This window comes from Paenibacillus mesophilus, assembly GCF_005938385.1.
Taxonomy (GTDB): Bacteria; Bacillota; Bacilli; order Paenibacillales; family NBRC-103111; genus Paenibacillus_AB; species Paenibacillus_AB mesophilus.
Window position 1 is genome coordinate 51,822 of the sequence record NZ_VCRA01000033.1, and the last position, 19,229, is coordinate 71,050.

The following is a 19,229-nucleotide window of genomic DNA, read 5'->3' on the forward strand; positions in this document are numbered from 1 at the left end:
TATACTGGGAGCATGCTTTCCCTCTCTATCTATTAGAAGTTGAGGAAAGTGATCCAAATTAGGAGGTGAATCCAGAAATGCCATTTAAAAACCTGGTTATTAATGGAAATTTCGAGTCGGGACTTTTGGCTCCTTGGACTACTTTAAATGCATCCATTACTTCGACAACAAGTCACAGCGGTTTATTCAGCGCACGCCTTCAAGGCGGCAACGTCAATGCCTATTTATCCCAATTCATACCTGTGACTCCCGGTTCGACATACGAATTTGTTGTTTCCTTATCGGACTCCGGGGTGACGTCAAGTCCTCTCGCTATGGTTACGCTAAGTTATTTCGACGCAGCTTTCAACTTTCTCGGCTTTGGGCTGACCAATACGTTTTACAGCAATCGCCTGCCGGACAGTACGAATGCGACATGGCTTACCGCCTATCAAATCACTTCGGCGGCGCCCGCAACTGCGACACAAGCTCAACTATATATTAGCAAGCAGCCGGCCATCGGCTCTCCCGACCTGCTGGTGGATGATGTTCAGCTTCTGGAATCGATAGGTGCTACCGGGGCTACAGGGGCTACAGGAGCTACAGGTGCGACCGGTGCAACAGGATCTACAGGAGCAACTGGAGCTACAGGGGCAACCGGGGCTACGGGTGATACAGGTGCGACTGGAGCCACAGGGGCAACAGGTGCCACTGGTGCCACGGGCGACACGGGTGCGACTGGTGCCACTGGAGCGACTGGAGCGACTGGAGCGACTGGAGCTACTGGGGCCACGGGTGCCACGGGCGACACAGGTGCGACGGGAGCTACTGGGGCCACGGGCGACACTGGTGCGACAGGTGCGACGGGAGCTACTGGGGCCACGGGCGACACTGGTGCGACAGGAGCTACGGGAGCCACGGGGGCCACGGGCGACACTGGTGCGACGGGAGCTACTGGAGCCACGGGGGCCACGGGCGACACAGGAGCAACTGGAGCTACAGGGGCAACCGGGGCTACGGGCGATACAGGTGCGACTGGAGCTACTGGAGCTACTGGGGCCACGGGCGATACTGGTGCGACAGGAGCTACTGGAGCCACGGGGGCCACGGGCGACACTGGTGCGACGGGGGCAACTGGAGCTACAGGGGCAACCGGGGCTACGGGTGATACAGGTGCGACTGGAGCCACAGGGGCAACAGGTGCCACGGGTGCCACGGGCGACACAGGTGCGACTGGAGTTACTGGGGCAACTGGAGCCACGGGCGACACGGGTGCGACGGGGGCAACTGGAGCTACTGGAGCAACGGGTGACACTGGTGCGACTGGAGCTACTGGAGCCACGGGCGACACAGGAGCAACTGGAGCTACTGGGGCAACCGGTGCTACGGGCGATACAGGTGCGACGGGAGCGACAGGAGCCACGGGTGCCACGGGCGACACGGGTGCGACGGGAGCTACTGGAGCTACAGGGGCAACGGGTGACACTGGTGCGACGGGAGCTACTGGGGCAACCGGTGATACGGGCGACACTGGTGCGACGGGGGCAACGGGTGACACTGGTGCGACGGGAGCTACTGGGGCAACGGGTGACACTGGTGCGACTGGAGCCACAGGGGCAACAGGTGCCACTGGTGCCACTGGTGCCACGGGCGACACAGGAGCAACTGGAGCTACTGGGGCAACCGGTGCTACGGGCGACACTGGTACGACTGGAGCTACTGGGGCAACCGGGGCAACGGGCGACACTGGTGCGACGGGAGCTACTGGGGCAACCGGGGCCACGGGCGACACTGGTGCGACTGGAGCTACTGGGGCTACCGGTGACACGGGTGCGACTGGAGCTACTGGAGCTACTGGGGCCACGGGTGACACAGGAGCTACTGGAGCTACTGGGGCAACCGGGGCCACGGGCGACACTGGTGCGACGGGGGCAACTGGAGCTACTGGAGCCACGGGCGACACTGGTGCGACGGGGGCAACTGGAGCTACTGGAGCAACGGGCGACACTGGTGCAACGGGGGCAACTGGAGCTACTGGAGCAACGGGTGACACTGGTGCGACGGGAGCTACTGGGGCAACGGGTGACACTGGTGCGACTGGAGCTACTGGGGCAACTGGAGCCACGGGCGACACTGGTGCGACGGGGGCAACTGGAGCTACTGGAGCCACGGGCGACACTGGTGCGACGGGGGCAACTGGAGCTACTGGAGCAACGGGTGACACTGGTGCGACTGGAGCTACTGGTGCCACGGGCGACACAGGTGCGACGGGAGCTACTGGTGCCACGGGCGACACAGGAGCAACTGGAGCTACAGGGGCTAGCGCCGTAATTCCGTTTGCTTCAGGCACTCCCGTTACTTTAACGACTGATGCGGCCGGAGCTAGCGATCAAGGAGGTCTTATCGGGTTCGGTGCGTCTACTGATGCGATTGTGGTCGGTGGAACTATTGATACCACAAGTATAAACAACTTCGCATTCTCAGCGCCTCGTAACGGAACGATTACAGCAATCAGCGGATTTTTCAGCATTTCAGCGGCACCGACGATCCCGGCAGGAGCGACTGTAACGATTACTGCGAATGTATTCGTTTCGACTGCGCCCGATAATAGCTTTGTACAGGTTGCCCAAGTAGCATTGACTGATACTTTCACTTCCGCTTCCGGACAAGGGGACTTCACCTTTAATTTTGCTAATCCAAGTATTGGCGTAACCACGCAAACTCGCATTCTGATGGTCTTTTCATCTACATCGGCACCTGGTGCTGTAACCTCAATCCCAGGATATGCGAGTGCCGGTATTACAATAAGCTAACCATGGGTTAAACACGTAATGATTATTCCAGCGATGTTAAAACGGCTGAGCAGGGTTTTAATCACCTGTCCAGCCGTTTCTTTTTCAGCCTTATTGTTTAAAACGGTTGGCCCTATGACAGGCAAGGGGCCCCTTCATCTCCCGAATGACTTACCGGGACTGCTCCCAAACCACCTTCAGCTCTTGCTGAATATCCTTGTAAATATCGGAGGCGACGAGCGCATTTACATAGCCGTCCCATTCATCCATGGTCATGATGCCCATGACAACCTTCACCCGGTTATCATTCAAATCTTTCGTAAAGTTTCCCCACCGCGTCAACAACGTATCGGATACGAGCGAATAGTGGGGATTGGTCAAGTTCATTTCCTTATATCTCGCATAAATGGTCTCGATTGTCCGGGTAAACTCCTCCGGTCTCTTCAGGCCGCGCTGAAGCGTATCCGCCATTATATCCCGGGCCTCATGCTGAAACCAGCTCCAGCAAGCTACGCAATCGTCTTCGAACCGGGGCAGGTTATGTTTTCGGCCGTCCTTTACGTAATGGTGGACGCCCTCCACCCCATGCGTCACGAGCTCCCTATATTCCGGCGCAGCTAATCGGTCGATCAGCTTCAAATAGCGGGGAATTTGACCTTCGTTGCCTTTGGCGCGGATCACCGTCTGGGTATAGAAGCCGATATTCGCGTCAACGGCCCAGCCCCGCGGCCCTCTGACCGGCGGAATCAGCACGCTGTCCGCGGCAGGGCCCACATGGGCGGCGAAGGGGACGGTCGTCATGCGCGGGTCAGCGGCGGCCGCGTACGAATGCCACCGGTGCGCTTTGGCTGCCGCTTCGCCTTTCTTGTATGCTTCGACGTCGGCTCCGAGCGCGAACTCCGGGTCGATCGCCTTGGCATCGTACAGCTTTTTGAGCCATAGCAAATATTGCTTGTACTCCGGCATAAAGTTTTGGTAGGTAAAGTTTCCTTTGTCCTCTACGCCCCAATTCATGACGCCGGTGAATGCCACGGAAATGGATTTCAGCCCGGCTCCGTCGAGCGCCTTGGCACCGCCTATCTCGAGCCCGTACCGGTCGGGCGGCGAGCTCAGCCGAATCAGCGTGTCCGCGAGCTCGTCGACCGTTTCGGGTATTGCCAGGCCGGCCGCTTCGAGCAAGTCTCTGCGCATGTAGAAGCCGTCGAACGTCTCCGGCTCCAAATAGCGGGGGATGCCGTATATTTTTCCTTTATACGTCAGTTTGTCCCAGACGTTAGCCGGATACGCCGCCAAATTCGGATAGTCCCGGGCGAAGGAAGCCGACCGGATATAAGGAGTCAGGTCGGCGAACATCCCCTCCTCGATCGCCTTCACCTGAACGGATGTATAGTGCTGGGGCCCGTCGGGCAGCAGCTGGACGAGATCGGGAATTTGCCCGGTCGTAAGCGCCACCTTCAGCTTCTGCTCATAGTCGCTTCGAGGGATGAAGCTCGGCGTAAACGTTACGTTCAGCCGTCTCTCCAACTCGCGCTGAAAGTCCGTATCCGTCTTTGCCGTCCTCCAGGCGATATTCATGAAGCTGACCGGCAGAGGCGGCTCCCCAGCCGAGGGCGGTAATGCCGCCCGTTCCCGATTCCTCTCGCAGCCGATCACCCCGGCCAGCAGCCAAGCGGTCATAAGCAGGAGCGCCCAACGCGCCATTTTCATCCGCTAACACCGTTCCTTTCTTGGACCGCTCGCCCGCCGGCACGATACCGGGTCGAAATCGTTATTTGTTAGGCTGATTCGCCTTGGCGGCAGCGATATCCTGCTTGATCGCCTCCTCTGCCTTGCGCAGCACTGTATTGACATCCTCGTTCGTTTTCATCATATCGACGAAGGCCGCGCGCATCTTCGAGGAGCCGTCGACGAAGGTCAGACCGTTTGCGCGCGCGGGCGGCGGCGGGGCGTACTTATTCGCATAGACCGCCTGCACGTTTTTCCCTTTCAGCTCGGGCATGTTGTCTCCGAACGCCTTCTGCACCTCTTTGCTGACCAGCGGCGTGATGAGCCCTTTCTTCGACAGCTGCGTCTGCACCTCGTCGGACAGCAGATGAGCGATGACGGCGGCGGCTTCGTCCTTATGCTTCGATTGTCCGGTAACGAACAGCGAGTAGAAGTTGGACTGGAGCCCAACGCCGGGAGCGTCCTTGAACACCGGCGCGGCCACGACGTCCCAGTTCAGATTCGGATTCGCCTGCGGCCATCCGATTACTTTCTCGGCGACATGGACGGCGAGCGCGTATTGGCCCTTCGGGAAATTGTCCACATTGCTGACCGGATTGTTCGGAATATCGTAAAACCGCTTCACGTGGGACACGTACTCTTTCCACGCTTCCGTGGCGACCTCCGGTTTGTCTTCCTTCGCATCGAGAAACCCGAGCGATCTCGGGTTATACTTCAACAGCAGCCCGGGATCGGCCTGGAAGCCGTTATATTGCACTCCCCCGTCCGCGCGGGTCAGCTTCTTCGCCAGCTCATACGTCTCATCCCACGTCATACCGTCGCGCGGGTACGGAACCCCGAATTTATCGAACACATCCTTATTATAAAACATCAGGTAGTTGCTTCCCAGAAAAGGAAGTCCGTTCAACTTCCCGTCCCCGTAATTGCGCACGACCTGCAGCAGCGCCGGATCGATCCGGTTCAGATCGAATTTCTGCTTCTGAAGCTGGGCGCTCATGTCGTGCTGCAGGCCATTGCGGATAATGGCGGACGTTACGTTCGAGCTGGAATCGAGCACGATATCCGGAATTTTGCCCGCGCCGATCAAATCTTGATATTCCGAGCCTTTGGCGGTATGGATATGCTCAAGCTTCATATGCGGAAATTTCGCTTTGATGAATTGGCCGATATCGCTTTCGAAGTTTTCCTCCTTGGCGTAGTTCCCGTTCTGCGCCGTGTAAAACAACAGCGTGACCGGCTCCGTCTTGTCTGCCGTACCCGGTTGGTCGGCCTCCTTCTTCGTTCCGCCTCCGCATCCGGTCGCCAGAACGCCGAGCAGAGCCACTGCCGCAATCCGTTTGATCAAATCGTTTCTCCTCCTCCATGGTGAAAGTTCCCCCTCCGCCATCCGGTTGAACTTGATCGCCGCGCGCCGGCGTATGAGCCCTGTCCGGACGATCGGCGGCAACGGAATCATCTTGGCACGCCTCCCCCTTTTTTTCCATCGCGTTGTTGTGACATTTCCGTCGTTTTGGCATCCGATTTGCCGTTTCCCGTCCAAAAGGAGCTTGCCTGCTCCCCGCGAGTCACGAAAGCGATACGTTTGTCACGCGGGCGCGGTAGACTTCCATAAGACACCGCCTGTATGATGAGGGGAGAGATCGAATAGGGGGAACGACTCGTGAAGCTGAGGCACACACTGCGGATCAAACTGATTGTCGGGTTCGTTATCGTCATCGCTCCCCTCGTCGCCTTCTTGTCCTACTTGAACTACTACAGCATGGAGATGATCCGCTCTCAGGCCGCTCAGTCCAAAACCGACCTGCTGCAGGTTTACTTCGACGGGATCGACAAAAATATCGACAGGGTAAGCGATTTTCTATACAAGCTCGTGCTGAACGATCCCGATCTGAAATCGCTCGGCCTGTACCCGTACGCACGCCGCGACTACATATTCGCCAAATATTTGCTGATGGGCAAGCTGGGCGTCGAGCTGGAGGAATTTCCCGACGCCGAGAACTTTTTCGTCTACCGGACGGACCGGGACGAGTTTATCGCGACAAGCCAATTTCAAGACAAATTCCGGAACAATTTCGATTTGCCGGCTTTCAAGGAAACGATTCGTGCAGACCGGTCCGACCGGTGGATGATCGTCCGCAGCCGCCAAGAAACGGCCTTGATCAAGCTTGTCCCCGCCGATGTCAATCTGGTCGCCGGCGCCTGGATCCGGCTCGACCGGCTGATCGCACCTCTGCAGTCGGTCGAATCGGAGCAGGGCTCGGAAGCGGAAGTGGTAGTTTTGTCGCGGGAAGGAGAGGCGCTCACCCTTTCCAGGTTCGGAGCGAACGGCTTAACGGCTCCCGATACGGGTCATGCCTATTCGGAGGTGATCGGGCCGGATAAACGGAAATATATGGTCATCGCCAAGCGATCCGAGCTCGCTCCGTTTACGATCGCCGTGTCCATACCGGAGAGACAGCTGTTCCGGTCGCTTCTCTTCTATCAGAAAGCAATTTACCTTATTCCGCTCGCCGCGGCCCTTATCATCGTGTTGTTCATTGCCGTGCTGCAAAACGTCGTGTACAAGCCGATGAGAACGCTGATCCGGGGAATGGCCCGTGTAGGAAAAGGGGATTTGAGCGTCACGCTGCACAGCGGCGACAAAGGGGAGTTCGGCTATGTGTTGAACAGCTTCAACGACATGGTCGCGAGAATCCGGGAAATCGATATATGGGAGACGCAGCGGCCCGTCATTATCGATAAATTTTGGCAGGATTTGCTGAGCGGGCGCAAGCCCTTGAACGTGGAACGGCTGGAGACGATGATTTCGCTGTTCAAAAAGCCGCTCGCCTCCGACGGTTTCGTCATCCCGATCCTTATCAGCGCTTCCCAATGGAAGCACCATATATCGGCCAAGGACGAGCCGACGATGGAATACGCACTCCGCAATGCGGCTGGGGACATGGTGCTGAACGGTCTTTCCGGCGATGTCATTCAGGACCGGAACGGAACAATTTTCGCCCTCGTCTATGTCGGAGCGGGCGAAGCCGGCAAGCTGGAGACGATCCAAGCGCAAATTGACCGCAACTGTGAGAGCTATTTGGAAGCCTGCCTGCTATATTTTTGCAGCTCGCTATGCTGTTACGTAGGCGAGATGTCCCCCATCCTGAAGCTGAACGAAACGTACTATGCGCTTCTCGAGCTGGAGCGGCATCATGTCACGGCATCCAATACGGTCTACTACCAGAAGGATATGAAATCGTTCTCGGCGCAATTGCCTTCCCTGTACTGGCTGCCGGATTGGGCGATCCCGTTCAAATTCGGCAGGTGGGACAGCGTCCGGGAGAAGCTGGAGGAGACGTTCGAGCGGCTGGCTCAGGGCACTCCCCCGGCGAAGGAAGCGATGGAGGGCATTTATTACGGTACTTTGTACACGCTGTATACGATTTTCCACGAAAGCGGGATTCCGGTGTACAGCGTCTACCAGGCGGCCGACCTGAATCCGTCGGCTCCTCCCCTGAAATCGGTAGTCCAATTGAGACGCTGGACGTTCGATGTCATTCGCAAAGGAATTTCCAGCTTCCAGGAGACGGACCAGGAGCACGAAGGTATCGTCGCGAAAATCATGAATTACATTTCCGCGCATCTGAAGGACGATTTATCGCGGGAAGAGCTCGCGGAGAAAGTGTATTTGAATCCTTCCTATTTATCCCGGCTGTTCAAAAAAGAAACGGGCCAATCGCTGTCCGACTACATCGGCCAAGTCCGGATGGAGGAAGCCCGGCGCCTGCTGTCGCAAACGAATATGAAAATCGTGCAGGTCGCCGAGGAATCCGGATACCGCAACGTATCCCATTTTGCGAAAATGTTTAAACGCACGACGGGCGTTACTCCCCAGGAATACCGCAGCAAGTTTCTGGAGGACATCGGGTAGAAGTCAGCCGTCTGCCGTCACGATATTTTCACGATCGACAGCGTCGTGGCGGCTGCGCCGGGCTGGATGCTCATCGCCTGCTCTGACCATACTCGGATATCCAACGTCTGGTTTTTGTTCAACTGAACGGGAAGCGCTCCTTTGGACAAATACGATCTGCCTCCATCCGCCACTCCGTCGTCGAGGTAAGAGAACGCTCCCGCGCCGCCGTCCAGATGAATCGCCAGCCTCGTCCGGTTCGCCCCCGCGGGCTGTGGCCACTGCACTTGGGCGCAAACGAGGTAAATCCCTGCCGCCTTGGCCGTGAAAGTACCTGACGCCGTATCGAACTCTCCCCAGTTGTCCCGGGATTCGGTGTTAAAAGCCACTTTCGTCCACGTCGCAGCCGCTATCGACTGAGAGCTCCCCCGATAGACGCGGACGTGGCTCGGCTGCTCGATCGTCAAGCTTTCCCTAAACTTGATCCCGTCTCTCGTAATCAGCTGCGCGCTGAACTTGGCCTCGCCCGTCCCCAGATTGTCGAACAGCGTTCCGTCTCCGTAATCCCAATCCACGCAGCCTTGGAATAGGACCGATTGCTTGGCGAAGTTCCCTTCGAACGCGACGAGCTTCTTCAAATTTTGCGGAAAATTCGTCACCTCCTCGATCACGATTTGACTCGCATTGCCCGCCATCACGAAATAGCTGCATAACGGTTCTCCGTTCACCTTGGCCCCGATAGCCAAATACGAATCGCGGAACTTGATGCTTCGAGAAGGGGCCGCATTCGGTCCGCAAGAAATTTTGACGAAAGCTTCCAGCCGATGCGACGAGCCGACCTCGAACCAGCATCGGTGGAAAAAAGCGGAGTCGTGAGGAGCGCCATGTTTGGTGATCATGATAGGCGCTTCGACGGCGCTGCCATCCTTGACGAACTGGCAGTCCTGCGCACGCAAGCCGCCCGCTCCTTCGCTCCATAAGGCGGTATCGTTGCCGATCGTATACAATTCCCGCAGCGTATTCTGGCCGCTTCCCACCCCGATGTACATGCCCACCTTGTTGTAAAACAGATTGACCGTATCGAAGCTGTTCACGTCGCTGTACTCGCCCCAGAAGCCGTATTCGAACCGCTCGATCTGCACATCCCGGAACTGGATGCCGCCGTTGCCGTAATCTTTGACCGCAAACGTCCCGATCCCGTAAGTGCCTCTACCGATGGAGACGGACATCGGATTGTTGAGCGGGGCGGTATTCGTTCCGGCATAAGCGAGCGTAATCTGCTCCAAGGCAAAGCCTTGTACGGCATCGTTATAAGCGGCCCCGCCCGATTGTCCCAATTGGAAACAAGGACCCGTCCCGGTGTAAGCGATTCGGGTTCCGCCTTCCGTCTTACCCGACGGATCGCTCGGACGGCCGTATCTCACACCGATAATGCGGAAGCCGCGCTTCTGAATAACGATGGTGGAGGATACGGTGTATTCGCTTTTGGACAAATACAGCTTCCGGTTGTTCAAATTGTTGTCCTCGATGTAGCGGACCGCTCTCGTCAATCTCCCCGTATCGTCGGACTCGGTCTCGAGTCTCGGGAAGTCTTCCTCCAAATCGATCCATTGATGGGCTAGCTTGCGCGACAAAGCATCGACCCGGTCACGCAGTCCCTGAACGTCGTCCCCGTACACCGATTGCTGAACGGACGCCTCCGAGCCCATCGTATTGATCAGCGCGCCTGCAACTACGGCAGCACCGGTCAAGCCGAGTGCGGCTACCGCTTCGCGTCGGCTCCATCGCTTTCTATCCGGTTCCGGCTTCTTCTTCGCGTCCGTATGTTCCTTCATAAACAATTCCTCCTGGTTATCCGATTCGGTTCATGCCGCTTCCTTACGCCCAGCATGACACGATCTGTACCGGCGATCCATTGCGTTGTTATGACATTCCGATCGTTTTGGAGCCTTTCTGCCGATGTCGGCCGCCAGAGTAACGAAAACACGGCCAAAGTCACACGGAAAAAGAAAAAACCGCTTACGGTTTGTCCCGCAAACGGTTTTCTCAATTATTATGTATGAACGTTATACTCCGATAATATGATAGCCGTTATCCACATGAATGACTTCGCCCGTAATGCCGCGCGACAGGTTGCTCATGAGGAACATCGCGGTATCGCCGACTTCGGCCGTCTCGGTCGTGCGGCGAAGCGGGGCTTTCTCCTCCACCTGGCGCAGGATCGAGTTGAAATCTTTGATGCCTTTGGCCGCCAGCGTCCGGATCGGCCCGGCGGAGATGCCGTTGACACGAATGTTGTACTGGCCGAGATCGTTCGCCAAGTACCGGATGCTCGCTTCGAGAGCGGCTTTGGCGATGCCCATGACGTTGTAGTTTTTCATCGCCCGTTCGGCGCCGAGATACGTCATCGTCATGATGCTTCCGCCTTCGGTCATGAGCGGGTATACGCGCTTGGCCACCGCTGTCAGCGAATAGGCGCTGATGTCATGCGCCAGCGCGAAGCCGTCGCGGGATGTGTCGACGTACAGCCCTTCCAGCTCCTCGGTGCGGGCGAAGGCGATGCTGTGCACGTAGCCGTGAAGCACGCCGAACTGCTCCTTCAGCGCGGCTGCCAGCGTATCGATCTCATCGTCGACCGTCACGTTGCAGGGCAAAATGATCGAATTCGGAATCGTTTCCGCAAGCTTGCGAACCCGCTCCTCCACCCGCTCGCTCTCGTACGTGAAAGCGATGCGCGCGCCTTGTCCGGCGAGCGACTGCGCGATCGCCCATGCGATGCTGCGGTCGTTGGCGACACCCATGACCAATATATTTTTCCCTTCCAGCAGTTGACCCATCGTTCGTTTCCCCTCTCGACTTGGGATGAATCTCGAAATCTTCTATCAACGTACCTTATTTTCCCAGAAAGTTCAAGCGCGGAGTTCAAAAGATGACTGATCGAGCAAGGCGATGCCCTCTATCGCGCCCAAATCTTCCATAAGCTTGAACAAGGCTGAATCTTTCATCTTCGCTTCCAGCATCACATCGAGCCGTTCCGTACCGGCTTCGGCGGCGGTCCGCAAAAAAGCGAGCAGCTTGTCCGCTTCCACATAATCGGCATGGCCGCGAGGGTCTTTCTCACTCTTCGGGCTCGACATATGGATCTTGGGCGGTATGTCCTGCCCGGTCCATGTCGCGGCTATGCGGGGCCATAAGGAGAAAATCGTCTCGCCGCCCGGATTGACGTCGTGGTGGTGTACATCCAATACCATCGGAGCTCCGACCCGTTCGCTTATGGCGAGCGTCTCCAGCGCGGTAAATGTTTTATCGTCATTCTCCAGCGTAATACGACGGCGGACGGCATCGTCCAGCTGTTGAAAATGGCGGATGAACCGTTCTCCCGCCTTATTCTTGTCGCCGTAAGTGCCTCCGACGTGAATGTTGCATTTAGCCCGGTCGTCGAGCCCCATCGCTTCGAGCATTCGCGTATGGCGGCGCAAATCTTCAACCGAGCTGCGCAGCACTTCTTCTCTCGGAGTACTTAACACCGTGAAGTGATCGGGGTGAAAGCTTACCCTCATACCGTGTTCCTTGGCATAGTCCCCTAGCGTACGAAACTCGTCCGCCAAAGTCGGAATCGGGTCCCAGTCCGCCAGCAGCTCGTGACCGATAAGCGGAATCAGCCTGGATGAGAACCGGTACAGCTGAATGTCGTGAGCCCTGTTGTGGCGCAGCAAGCGGAGCGTGTTATGCAAATTCTCGGCGGCAAGCCTCTCGAGCTTGCGGACGGCCGCTTCCCGGTCGGCGATCTTGGCGAAGCTGGTCGCCGTCATCGTCCGGGACGGCGAGGCGTTCTCCACCACGGTGGACATGGCTACATATCCGAGTCTGACGATCAAGCGGCAAGCCTCCCATCGGGCATAAGGTCGGAAGTTAGGTTGCCCGATCGGAATGGAAAGCATGCCGGTTAAATCCAAATTGTCTGTGAAGTATGTATCGACATATGACAGGGGCTAAGTCACACTTGCCCCGCGAAGCCTTGCTTGCGCAGCCAGTTCGCGCACTCCAGCGTCCATGTATACGCTTGCGGGTGCGTGTCCGCAAGTCCCAGACCGTGACGGCCGCTTTCGTACACGTGCAGATCGAACGGCACTTTGTGACGGCTCAAAGAGGCGGCAAACATAAGGGCGTTCTCGACCGGCACCCCGGGATCGTCCGCCGTATGCCACAGAAACGTCGGAGGCGTCTCCGCATTGACGGCCAGCTCGCCCGACAGCCGCTCCCGCAATTCCATGGGAGGCTCGTCCCCTAGCAAATTTTTCATCGAACCCGCATGATAAGACTGCACGAAAGAAATGACCGGATAACAAAGAATAAGCGCGTTCGGTCTGGAGCTGACCCGGTCGATCGGATCGGCCGCTTCGGGGTTGCCCGGCTCGTGGTGGACGCCGGCCATTGCGGTAGCATGTCCGCCCGCGGAGAAGCCCAGCATGCCGATCTTGTCCGGATCGATGCCGTATTGCTCCGCATGGGTGCGCACCCAACGAATCGCCCGGCGGCAATCTTCGAGCGGTGCCGGATGGCGGTACGGAGCGACCCGGTAGTGAAGAACGAACGCTGCGATTCCGAGCGAGTTCAGCCACTCGGCTATCGGATTTCCTTCATGGTCCGCCCGGCGCGCGTAGCCGCCGCCGGGGCATACGATGACACAGCCGACCGGCGTCGGACTGTCGACCGGAAAAGCGACCAGACGGGGGCGGTCTTCCTCGGTTTCCCCCGCCTGATAAGGAGCGCCGTTCGGCCAAAGTTCAATCGTCATATCGATTCCTGCCTTCCCCATTCCATCATGGGCTAGAATTGTAAAGTCCGGCGGGTTATGTCCTCCCGCCGAAAAACATTTCATGGGCAAGCGCGGTTTGCACGCGCGATTCTTCTTCGGTCAGCTTGCGTACGAGCTCCATTTCCACTTCCGTCACTTCTTCGCCTTGAAAATTGATTTCCGCGATCGAGACGACGATCTTCACGATGGCGACCGCCTCGTTTGTCGGCGAGTAGGCGATTACCTTTTGCCCGGTCGGGTAGACGCGGAAGCCTTGCTTGACCATTTTGCCCCGCCCGTATTCGAGCAGTTCGTACAGCTCCTGCTCCGACTTGAACTTGCATACCGAGTTGAATTCCGTTTGGAAGCCCATAAGTCCCTCCTTCGGGTAAGTGATTATTTGCGCATTAGTCCGTATCGAACGTGTAGCGTATGCTCTGCTTCGCCGTATGCCGCTCGATCGCAAGCCGGATCAAGTCGTCCAGCAGCTCGCCATAGGGCTTGCCCGACTCTTTCCACAGCAGCGGGTACATGCTGAACGGCGTAAAGCCCGGCATCGTGTTGATTTCGTTGATGAATACCGCTCCGTCGGACTTGCGCAGGAAGAAATCGACCCGCGACAGCCCGCTCGCGTCGATCGCCTGGAATGCCCGGATCGCCCATTCCCGTATTTCATCCGCCTTCTCTTCCGGAAGCTCCGCCGGTATAATCATGGCCGATTTTCCGTCGAGATATTTTGCCCTGTAATCGTAAAATTCGTTGGAGGAAACGATTTCCCCCGGTACGGAAGCTTCCGGCTCTTCGTTGCCGAGCACGCTCACTTCGATTTCGCGGGCGTCCACATGCTCTTCCACGATCACTTTGCGGTCATATTGAAAAGCCAAATCTACCGCTTCTATTAATTCCTCGCGGTTTCTAGCTTTGGAAATGCCGACGCTCGACCCGAGATTGGCCGGCTTGACGAAGCACGGATACCCGACGGAAACTTCGATTTCCATCAAGAAATAACCCCGGTCCTTGTCCCACTGCGTCCGCGTAAAATGGCGGAACACGCATTGCGGGAGTCCTTCCTGGGCGAACACCTTCTTCATCATTACCTTATCCATGCCGACGGCGGAAGCAAGCACGCCCGCTCCGACATAAGGAACGTTCGCCATCTCGAGCAGCCCTTGAATCGTTCCGTCTTCACCGAACGTGCCGTGAAGCAGCGGGAATACGACATCGAGCGCCGCCGGTTGCGCGGAGCTTTGGCCGGAAGCGGGCTGGATCGATCCGAAAAACGGCTGCAGGGCGGTGGTGCGGGAAGCCGCCGCGGGCGCATCGGGAGCATCGTGATCCGGGTCATGCTTCAGCAGGTCGACGCGCTCAACGGGGCCCGTCAGCATCGCTCCCGACCGCCATTCTCCCTGCTTGGTAATATAGAAAGGATGGACTTCGTATTTCGTATGATCGATCGCCCGGATAACGGCCAATGCGGTTTGCAGGGAGACATCATGCTCGCCCGATTTGCCGCCGTATACCAATCCGACCCGAATTTTTCTGTTCATGGCTACCTCCGTGTATGATGAATAGTAAACCGGTCTTTTGCCGTATGCTAACCATTAAAAATAGTCCGCAATATGAAAAAAGCGGTAGCGGGTGTTCGGAGTCCATGCATACGAGTCGCGGTAATCCCAATACCGCATACGGCTGTCCGTCGTGTGCGCGTTGACGAGCGGCATTCCGGCCGCGTCGAATCCCGTAACGATCGTATTGTGCTGGAAGCGGCCGTTCCCGTCCCAATCATAACAAATGACGTCGCCGATGGAGAGCCGTTTGGGCGAATCTACGGCTTCCGACCGCAGCCCGCCTTTGCTCGTAATCAAATAAGATTGCAGGCTGTGCGCGACGGCCCAGCTGAAGCTCCACAGCTCCCGGCTGCCGTCTTTGCCTTGATACCACCATCCCGATTCCCTTTTTCCAGTATAGTTCATGGGGGCTCCGCCTGCAAAGAGGCATTGGGAAACAAAGTTCGTACAGTCTACCTCGAAGCTCATATACTGCGGATTCGCCCCATTCCACCATGTTTCCGCATATTGGCGGGCTTTTGCGCGGTCGTATGCGGTGTTGCGGTACATCGGCTCGACCGTCACTGAAGACAGCACTCGGTAATTGAGGTAAGGGACCGAGCGAAGCCGGGCATCCATCTCCGCTTCATTCCCCGGTTCCGCAGCGGCAAACGGAGGAAGCGGAGCGGACGGGGAACGCCTTTCCGTCATAACCGGCTCTACGCCCGTAATCGCCCACTGGTTCGCGCGCTTCGTTACGGTAATCCGTTCCCGTTCGATCTTCTCCTCCCGGAACGTTTGACCTTGCTGCGCATACTCGATACTGCGGCGAGATTCGAGCTCGACGACGGCTTTGCGCTCCGACTCGTCGATGCTGACGAATTTCAAGCCGGTCTCGCTCCGGAGCGGCTCCGCCCGTCTTGTATGGCGGCTTGCCTGAAGACGGCGCATGCGGCCGTCCAGCTTGCGGACGAAACGGTCGTCCCGCACGACGGGCACAAGCTCGCCCGCATCGCCGTCGACTTCCAACCGGTTGCGGCGATGCGCATATTCGTAAACGGCCGATTTCCAATTGGCGAACATGGCGATCCCTCCTGTTTGTCGAGAACGAATTAGATGAAGGAATTGACGGCGGCGATACGGACGGCAAGGCAAAAAACGGCGGCTTGCCTGAAGCGGCGGTCTTCCGTACGCGATCATTCAAACGCTATTTTCATTTGTATGTTCCTCTTCAGCGAAACATGTTCCGGTTCCCCGAGAAAGCGGCCCCGGGAGCATGGACGGATTGTGCCGAAAGACTGGTGCCAAAGCACTGGACAAGCGCCGAATTTGACAAAAAAAACTTTACGGCATATCGAAGAGACGGTATACTAAGAGCATAGCAATTTTGAAATCAGGTTTCATACAGCGAAACTGATGCAGCCGGGGCAACCCGGCTACCCTAACGTATAAGGAGGCTTGTACCTATGTCCAAAAAAGACCATTTCAGCGTTCGGACGCAGCTTGCCGTCGACGGCAAGCCGTACAACTATTACAGCCTGAAAGCGCTGGAAGGCAAAGGCTTCGCAGGCATCGAACGCCTGCCGTTCTCCATTAAAGTGCTTTTGGAAGCCGCTGTCCGCCAATTCGACGGCCGCGCGATCACGAACGAGCACGTCAAGCAAATCGCCGGCTGGGCCGAAGGCCGTGACGACAATAAAGAAATTCCGTTCATTCCCGCACGGATCGTGCTGCAGGACTTCACCGGCGTACCGGTCGTCGTCGACCTCGCCGCCATGCGCGCTACGATGAAACGTTCGGGCGGCGACCCGAAGCGGATCAACCCGCTCGTCCCCGTCGATCTCGTCATCGACCACTCCGTCATGGTTGACGCCTTCGGTACGAAGGACGCTTTGGACTATAACATGAAAGTCGAGTTCGAACGCAACGAAGAACGTTACCGGTTCCTCCGTTGGGCGCAAACCGCTTTCGACAACTTCCGCGCCGTTCCTCCGGCGACGGGTATCGTTCACCAAGTCAACCTGGAATATTTGGCTTCCGTAGCCGCTACGAAGACGGTTGACGGCGAAACGGAAGTTTACCCGGACTCGCTCGTAGGCACCGACTCGCATACGACGATGATCAACGGTCTCGGTATCGTCGGCTGGGGCGTAGGCGGCATCGAGGCGGAAGCCGGCATGCTCGGACAACCGCTGTACTTCGTTACGCCTGAAGTTATCGGCTTCAAGCTGACCGGCAGCTTGGCGGAAGGCGCGACTGCAACCGACTTGGCGCTTACCGTTACGCAAATTTTGCGTAAAAAAGGCGTCGTCGGCAAATTCGTCGAGTTCTACGGCTCCGGCCTCAGCAACATCAGCCTGGCTGACCGTGCGACTGTTGCCAACATGGCACCGGAATACGGCGCTACGATCGGCTTCTTCCCGGTCGACTTCGAGACGCTCAACTACATGCGCAGCACAGGCCGTGCCGAAGAGCAAATCGCGCTCGTCGAAGCTTACTATAAAGAGCAAGGCATGTTCCGTACGGACGAGACGCCGGATCCGGTATTCACCGATACGATCGAGCTTGACTTGTCCACGATCGTACCGAGCTTGGCCGGTCCGAAACGTCCGCAAGACCGCGTCGAATTGACGCAAATGAAAGAATCGTTCAACACGATCATCCGCACGCCGATCGACAAAGGCGGCTACGGCTTGACCGAAGAGAAAATCGAACAAGCCGTCGAAGTCAACCATCCGAACGGCGAAACGACGAAGCTCGGCACCGGCGCGGTCGTCATCGCGGCGATTACGAGCTGTACGAATACGTCCAACCCGAGCGTTATGCTGGGTGCGGGTCTCGTCGCGAAGAAAGCGGTGGAGCGCGGTTTGAAGAAACCGGCTTACGTGAAGAGCAGCTTGACTCCGGGCTCGCTCGTCGTTACCGAATATTTGCAAAAAGCGGGCTTGATCGATTCCTTGGAGGCTCTCGGCTTCCACGTTGCAGGCTACGGCTGCGCCACTTGTATCGGTAACAGCGGTCCGCTGCCGGACGAAGTGAGCCAAGCGATCGCCGACAACGACCTGACCGTCGCCGCCGTTCTTTCGGGCAACCGGAACTTCGAAGGCCGCGTTCACGCTCAAGTCAAAGCGAACTACCTGGCTTCGCCGCCGCTCGTCGTCGCTTACGCCCTCGCCGGTACGGTCAACATCGACCTGGCGAACGATCCGATCGGCTACGACGGCAACAACGAGCCGGTATACTTGAAAGACATTTGGCCGACCAACGATGAGATCAAAGCGGCTATCGCCACGGCGCTTACGCCGCAAATGTTCCGCGACAAATACGAGAACGTGTTTACGCAAAACGAGCAATGGAACAAAATCCCGGTACCGCAAGGCGAGCTGTACGAGTGGGACACGAACTCCACTTACATCCAAGAACCTCCGTTCTTCATGGACCTTGGCGAGCAAGTGGGCGACATCAACGAAATCCGCAGCGCGAAGACGCTGGCGCTTATGGGCGATTCCGTCACGACAGACCATATCTCCCCTGCCGGCAACATCAAGACGGACAGCCCGGGTGGCAAATATTTGCTCGAGCACGGCGTGAAGAAGGAAGATTTCAACTCGTACGGCTCCCGCCGCGGCAACCACGAGGTCATGATGCGCGGAACGTTCGCGAACATCCGCATCCGCAACCAAGTGGCTCCGGGCACCGAAGGCGGCGTAACGACTTACTTGCCTAACGGCGAAGTGATGTCGATCTATGACGCATCGATGCTGTACCAAGGCGAGAACACGAACCTCGTCGTCATCGCCGGTAAAGAATACGGCACAGGCAGCTCCCGCGACTGGGCGGCGAAAGGCACGTTCCTGCTCGGCGTGAAAGCTGTCATCGCCGAAAGCTTCGAGCGGATTCACCGCTCCAACCTGGTCGGCATGGGCGTTCTGCCGCTGCAGTTCCCGGAAGGTCTCGGCTGGAAAACGCTCGGCATCACCGGCCGCGAGACGTTCGACATCCAAGGACTCGACAACGGCGTACAGCCGGGCCAAACGGTTCGCGTTCAAGCGACCCGCGAAGACGGCACGACGTTCGAATTCGACGCCATCGTCCGTCTGGACAGCATGGTTGACGTCGACTACTACCGCAACGGCGGCATCCTGCAAACGGTGCTTCGCCAGTTGATCAAGGAAAGCAAGTAAGACTGTTCCCCCCTTTAATCCCTAACAAACAAGCCAAAGGATCTCAGGTCCTTTGGCTTATTTGTCTTTTGAACAGCTCTACTGCAATGGAGCTTTCCTCATGATCCGCTGACCAATGAACCTCATTTCGCTAATTTGAGCTTAAATAACGGTAAACGGCAAATAGTGAACCCTATTTTACTAAGACATTTAAGCCCCATAATTGGAATGGAGTCATCATAGTGAACTCATGTACACTATAGATGAGGGGGGGCGAACAACATGAAAAAGAACAGCATCTACGAAGAACTCCGACTGAAAGTAGCACAAGAA

General features: G+C 57.2%; 12 protein-coding genes. 3 read left to right on the forward strand and 9 right to left on the reverse strand.

The window, feature by feature from the left end:
* The first annotated feature begins 77 nt into the window (after positions 1-77).
* Positions 78-2,792, forward strand: coding sequence for an NTTRR-F1 domain (locus FE783_RS32320; RefSeq protein ID WP_138883546.1), 2,715 nt, complete (start codon positions 78-80; stop codon positions 2,790-2,792).
* A gap of 150 nt (positions 2,793-2,942) precedes the next feature.
* Here the strand turns inward: FE783_RS32320 and FE783_RS32325 are convergent, their stop codons facing one another.
* The gene (locus tag FE783_RS32325; protein ID WP_138883531.1) at positions 2,943-4,478 is read right to left on the reverse strand and encodes an extracellular solute-binding protein; all 1,536 of its coding nucleotides are present in this window, start codon (positions 4,476-4,478) and stop codon (positions 2,943-2,945) included.
* A gap of 61 nt (positions 4,479-4,539) precedes the next feature.
* Entirely contained in the window at positions 4,540-5,952 is a 1,413-nt protein-coding gene (locus FE783_RS32330) for an ABC transporter substrate-binding protein (RefSeq protein ID WP_138883532.1), read from the reverse strand.
* 204 nt (positions 5,953-6,156) lie between these two features.
* Here FE783_RS32330 and FE783_RS32335 point away from each other — a divergent pair, with 204 nt between their 5' ends.
* Positions 6,157-8,409: a helix-turn-helix domain-containing protein gene (locus tag FE783_RS32335; RefSeq protein WP_138883533.1), complete on the forward strand. Its 2,253-nt coding sequence runs from the start codon at positions 6,157-6,159 to the stop codon at positions 8,407-8,409.
* Positions 8,410-8,426: 17 nt separating this feature from the next.
* Here the strand turns inward: FE783_RS32335 and FE783_RS32340 are convergent, their stop codons facing one another.
* The 7 genes from FE783_RS32340 to FE783_RS32370 form a co-directional block, all read right to left on the reverse strand.
* Positions 8,427-10,223, reverse strand: a complete 1,797-nt coding sequence (locus FE783_RS32340) for a hypothetical protein (RefSeq protein ID WP_138883534.1) — start codon at positions 10,221-10,223, stop codon at positions 8,427-8,429.
* Between the two features lie 231 nt (positions 10,224-10,454).
* Positions 10,455-11,225, reverse strand: a complete 771-nt coding sequence (fabI, locus tag FE783_RS32345; RefSeq protein WP_138883535.1) for an enoyl-ACP reductase FabI — start codon at positions 11,223-11,225, stop codon at positions 10,455-10,457.
* A gap of 72 nt (positions 11,226-11,297) precedes the next feature.
* Positions 11,298-12,266 (reverse strand): UV DNA damage repair endonuclease UvsE, encoded by a 969-nt coding sequence (gene uvsE, locus FE783_RS32350; RefSeq protein WP_138883536.1) that lies wholly within the window; start codon positions 12,264-12,266, stop codon positions 11,298-11,300.
* Between the two features lie 119 nt (positions 12,267-12,385).
* Positions 12,386-13,186 (reverse strand): alpha/beta hydrolase, encoded by an 801-nt coding sequence (locus FE783_RS32355; protein ID WP_138883537.1) that lies wholly within the window; start codon positions 13,184-13,186, stop codon positions 12,386-12,388.
* A gap of 55 nt (positions 13,187-13,241) precedes the next feature.
* Positions 13,242-13,559, reverse strand: coding sequence for a hypothetical protein (locus tag FE783_RS32360; RefSeq protein ID WP_138883538.1), 318 nt, complete (start codon positions 13,557-13,559; stop codon positions 13,242-13,244).
* A 34-nt stretch (positions 13,560-13,593) separates the two neighbouring features.
* Complete coding sequence (locus FE783_RS32365; RefSeq protein WP_138883539.1) at positions 13,594-14,733, reverse strand: D-alanine--D-alanine ligase; 1,140 nt, start codon at positions 14,731-14,733, stop codon at positions 13,594-13,596.
* 54 nt (positions 14,734-14,787) lie between these two features.
* Positions 14,788-15,816 carry an amidase domain-containing protein gene (locus FE783_RS32370; RefSeq protein WP_138883540.1) on the reverse strand — a complete coding sequence of 343 codons (1,029 nt, stop codon included), beginning with the start codon at positions 15,814-15,816 and terminating at the stop codon, positions 14,788-14,790.
* Positions 15,817-16,199: 383 nt separating this feature from the next.
* Between FE783_RS32370 and acnA the strand changes: the two genes are divergently transcribed.
* Positions 16,200-18,917: an aconitate hydratase AcnA gene (gene acnA, locus FE783_RS32375; RefSeq protein ID WP_138883541.1), complete on the forward strand. Its 2,718-nt coding sequence runs from the start codon at positions 16,200-16,202 to the stop codon at positions 18,915-18,917.
* Positions 18,918-19,229: the final 312 nt, after the last annotated feature.

Coding starts and splice junctions, on each gene's coding strand:
- FE783_RS32320 (WP_138883546.1), top strand. CDS start 78: ATGCCATTTAAAAACCTGGTTATTAATGGAAATTTCGAGTCGGGACTT.
- FE783_RS32325 (WP_138883531.1), bottom strand. CDS start 4,478: ATGAAAATGGCGCGTTGGGCGCTCCTGCTTATGACCGCTTGGCTGCTG.
- FE783_RS32330 (WP_138883532.1), bottom strand. CDS start 5,952: ATGATTCCGTTGCCGCCGATCGTCCGGACAGGGCTCATACGCCGGCGC.
- FE783_RS32340 (WP_138883534.1), bottom strand. CDS start 10,223: ATGAAGGAACATACGGACGCGAAGAAGAAGCCGGAACCGGATAGAAAG.
- fabI (WP_138883535.1), bottom strand. CDS start 11,225: ATGGGTCAACTGCTGGAAGGGAAAAATATATTGGTCATGGGTGTCGCC.
- FE783_RS32355 (WP_138883537.1), bottom strand. CDS start 13,186: ATGACGATTGAACTTTGGCCGAACGGCGCTCCTTATCAGGCGGGGGAA.
- FE783_RS32360 (WP_138883538.1), bottom strand. CDS start 13,559: ATGGGCTTCCAAACGGAATTCAACTCGGTATGCAAGTTCAAGTCGGAG.
- FE783_RS32365 (WP_138883539.1), bottom strand. CDS start 14,733: ATGAACAGAAAAATTCGGGTCGGATTGGTATACGGCGGCAAATCGGGC.
- FE783_RS32370 (WP_138883540.1), bottom strand. CDS start 15,816: ATGTTCGCCAATTGGAAATCGGCCGTTTACGAATATGCGCATCGCCGC.
- acnA (WP_138883541.1), top strand. CDS start 16,200: ATGTCCAAAAAAGACCATTTCAGCGTTCGGACGCAGCTTGCCGTCGAC.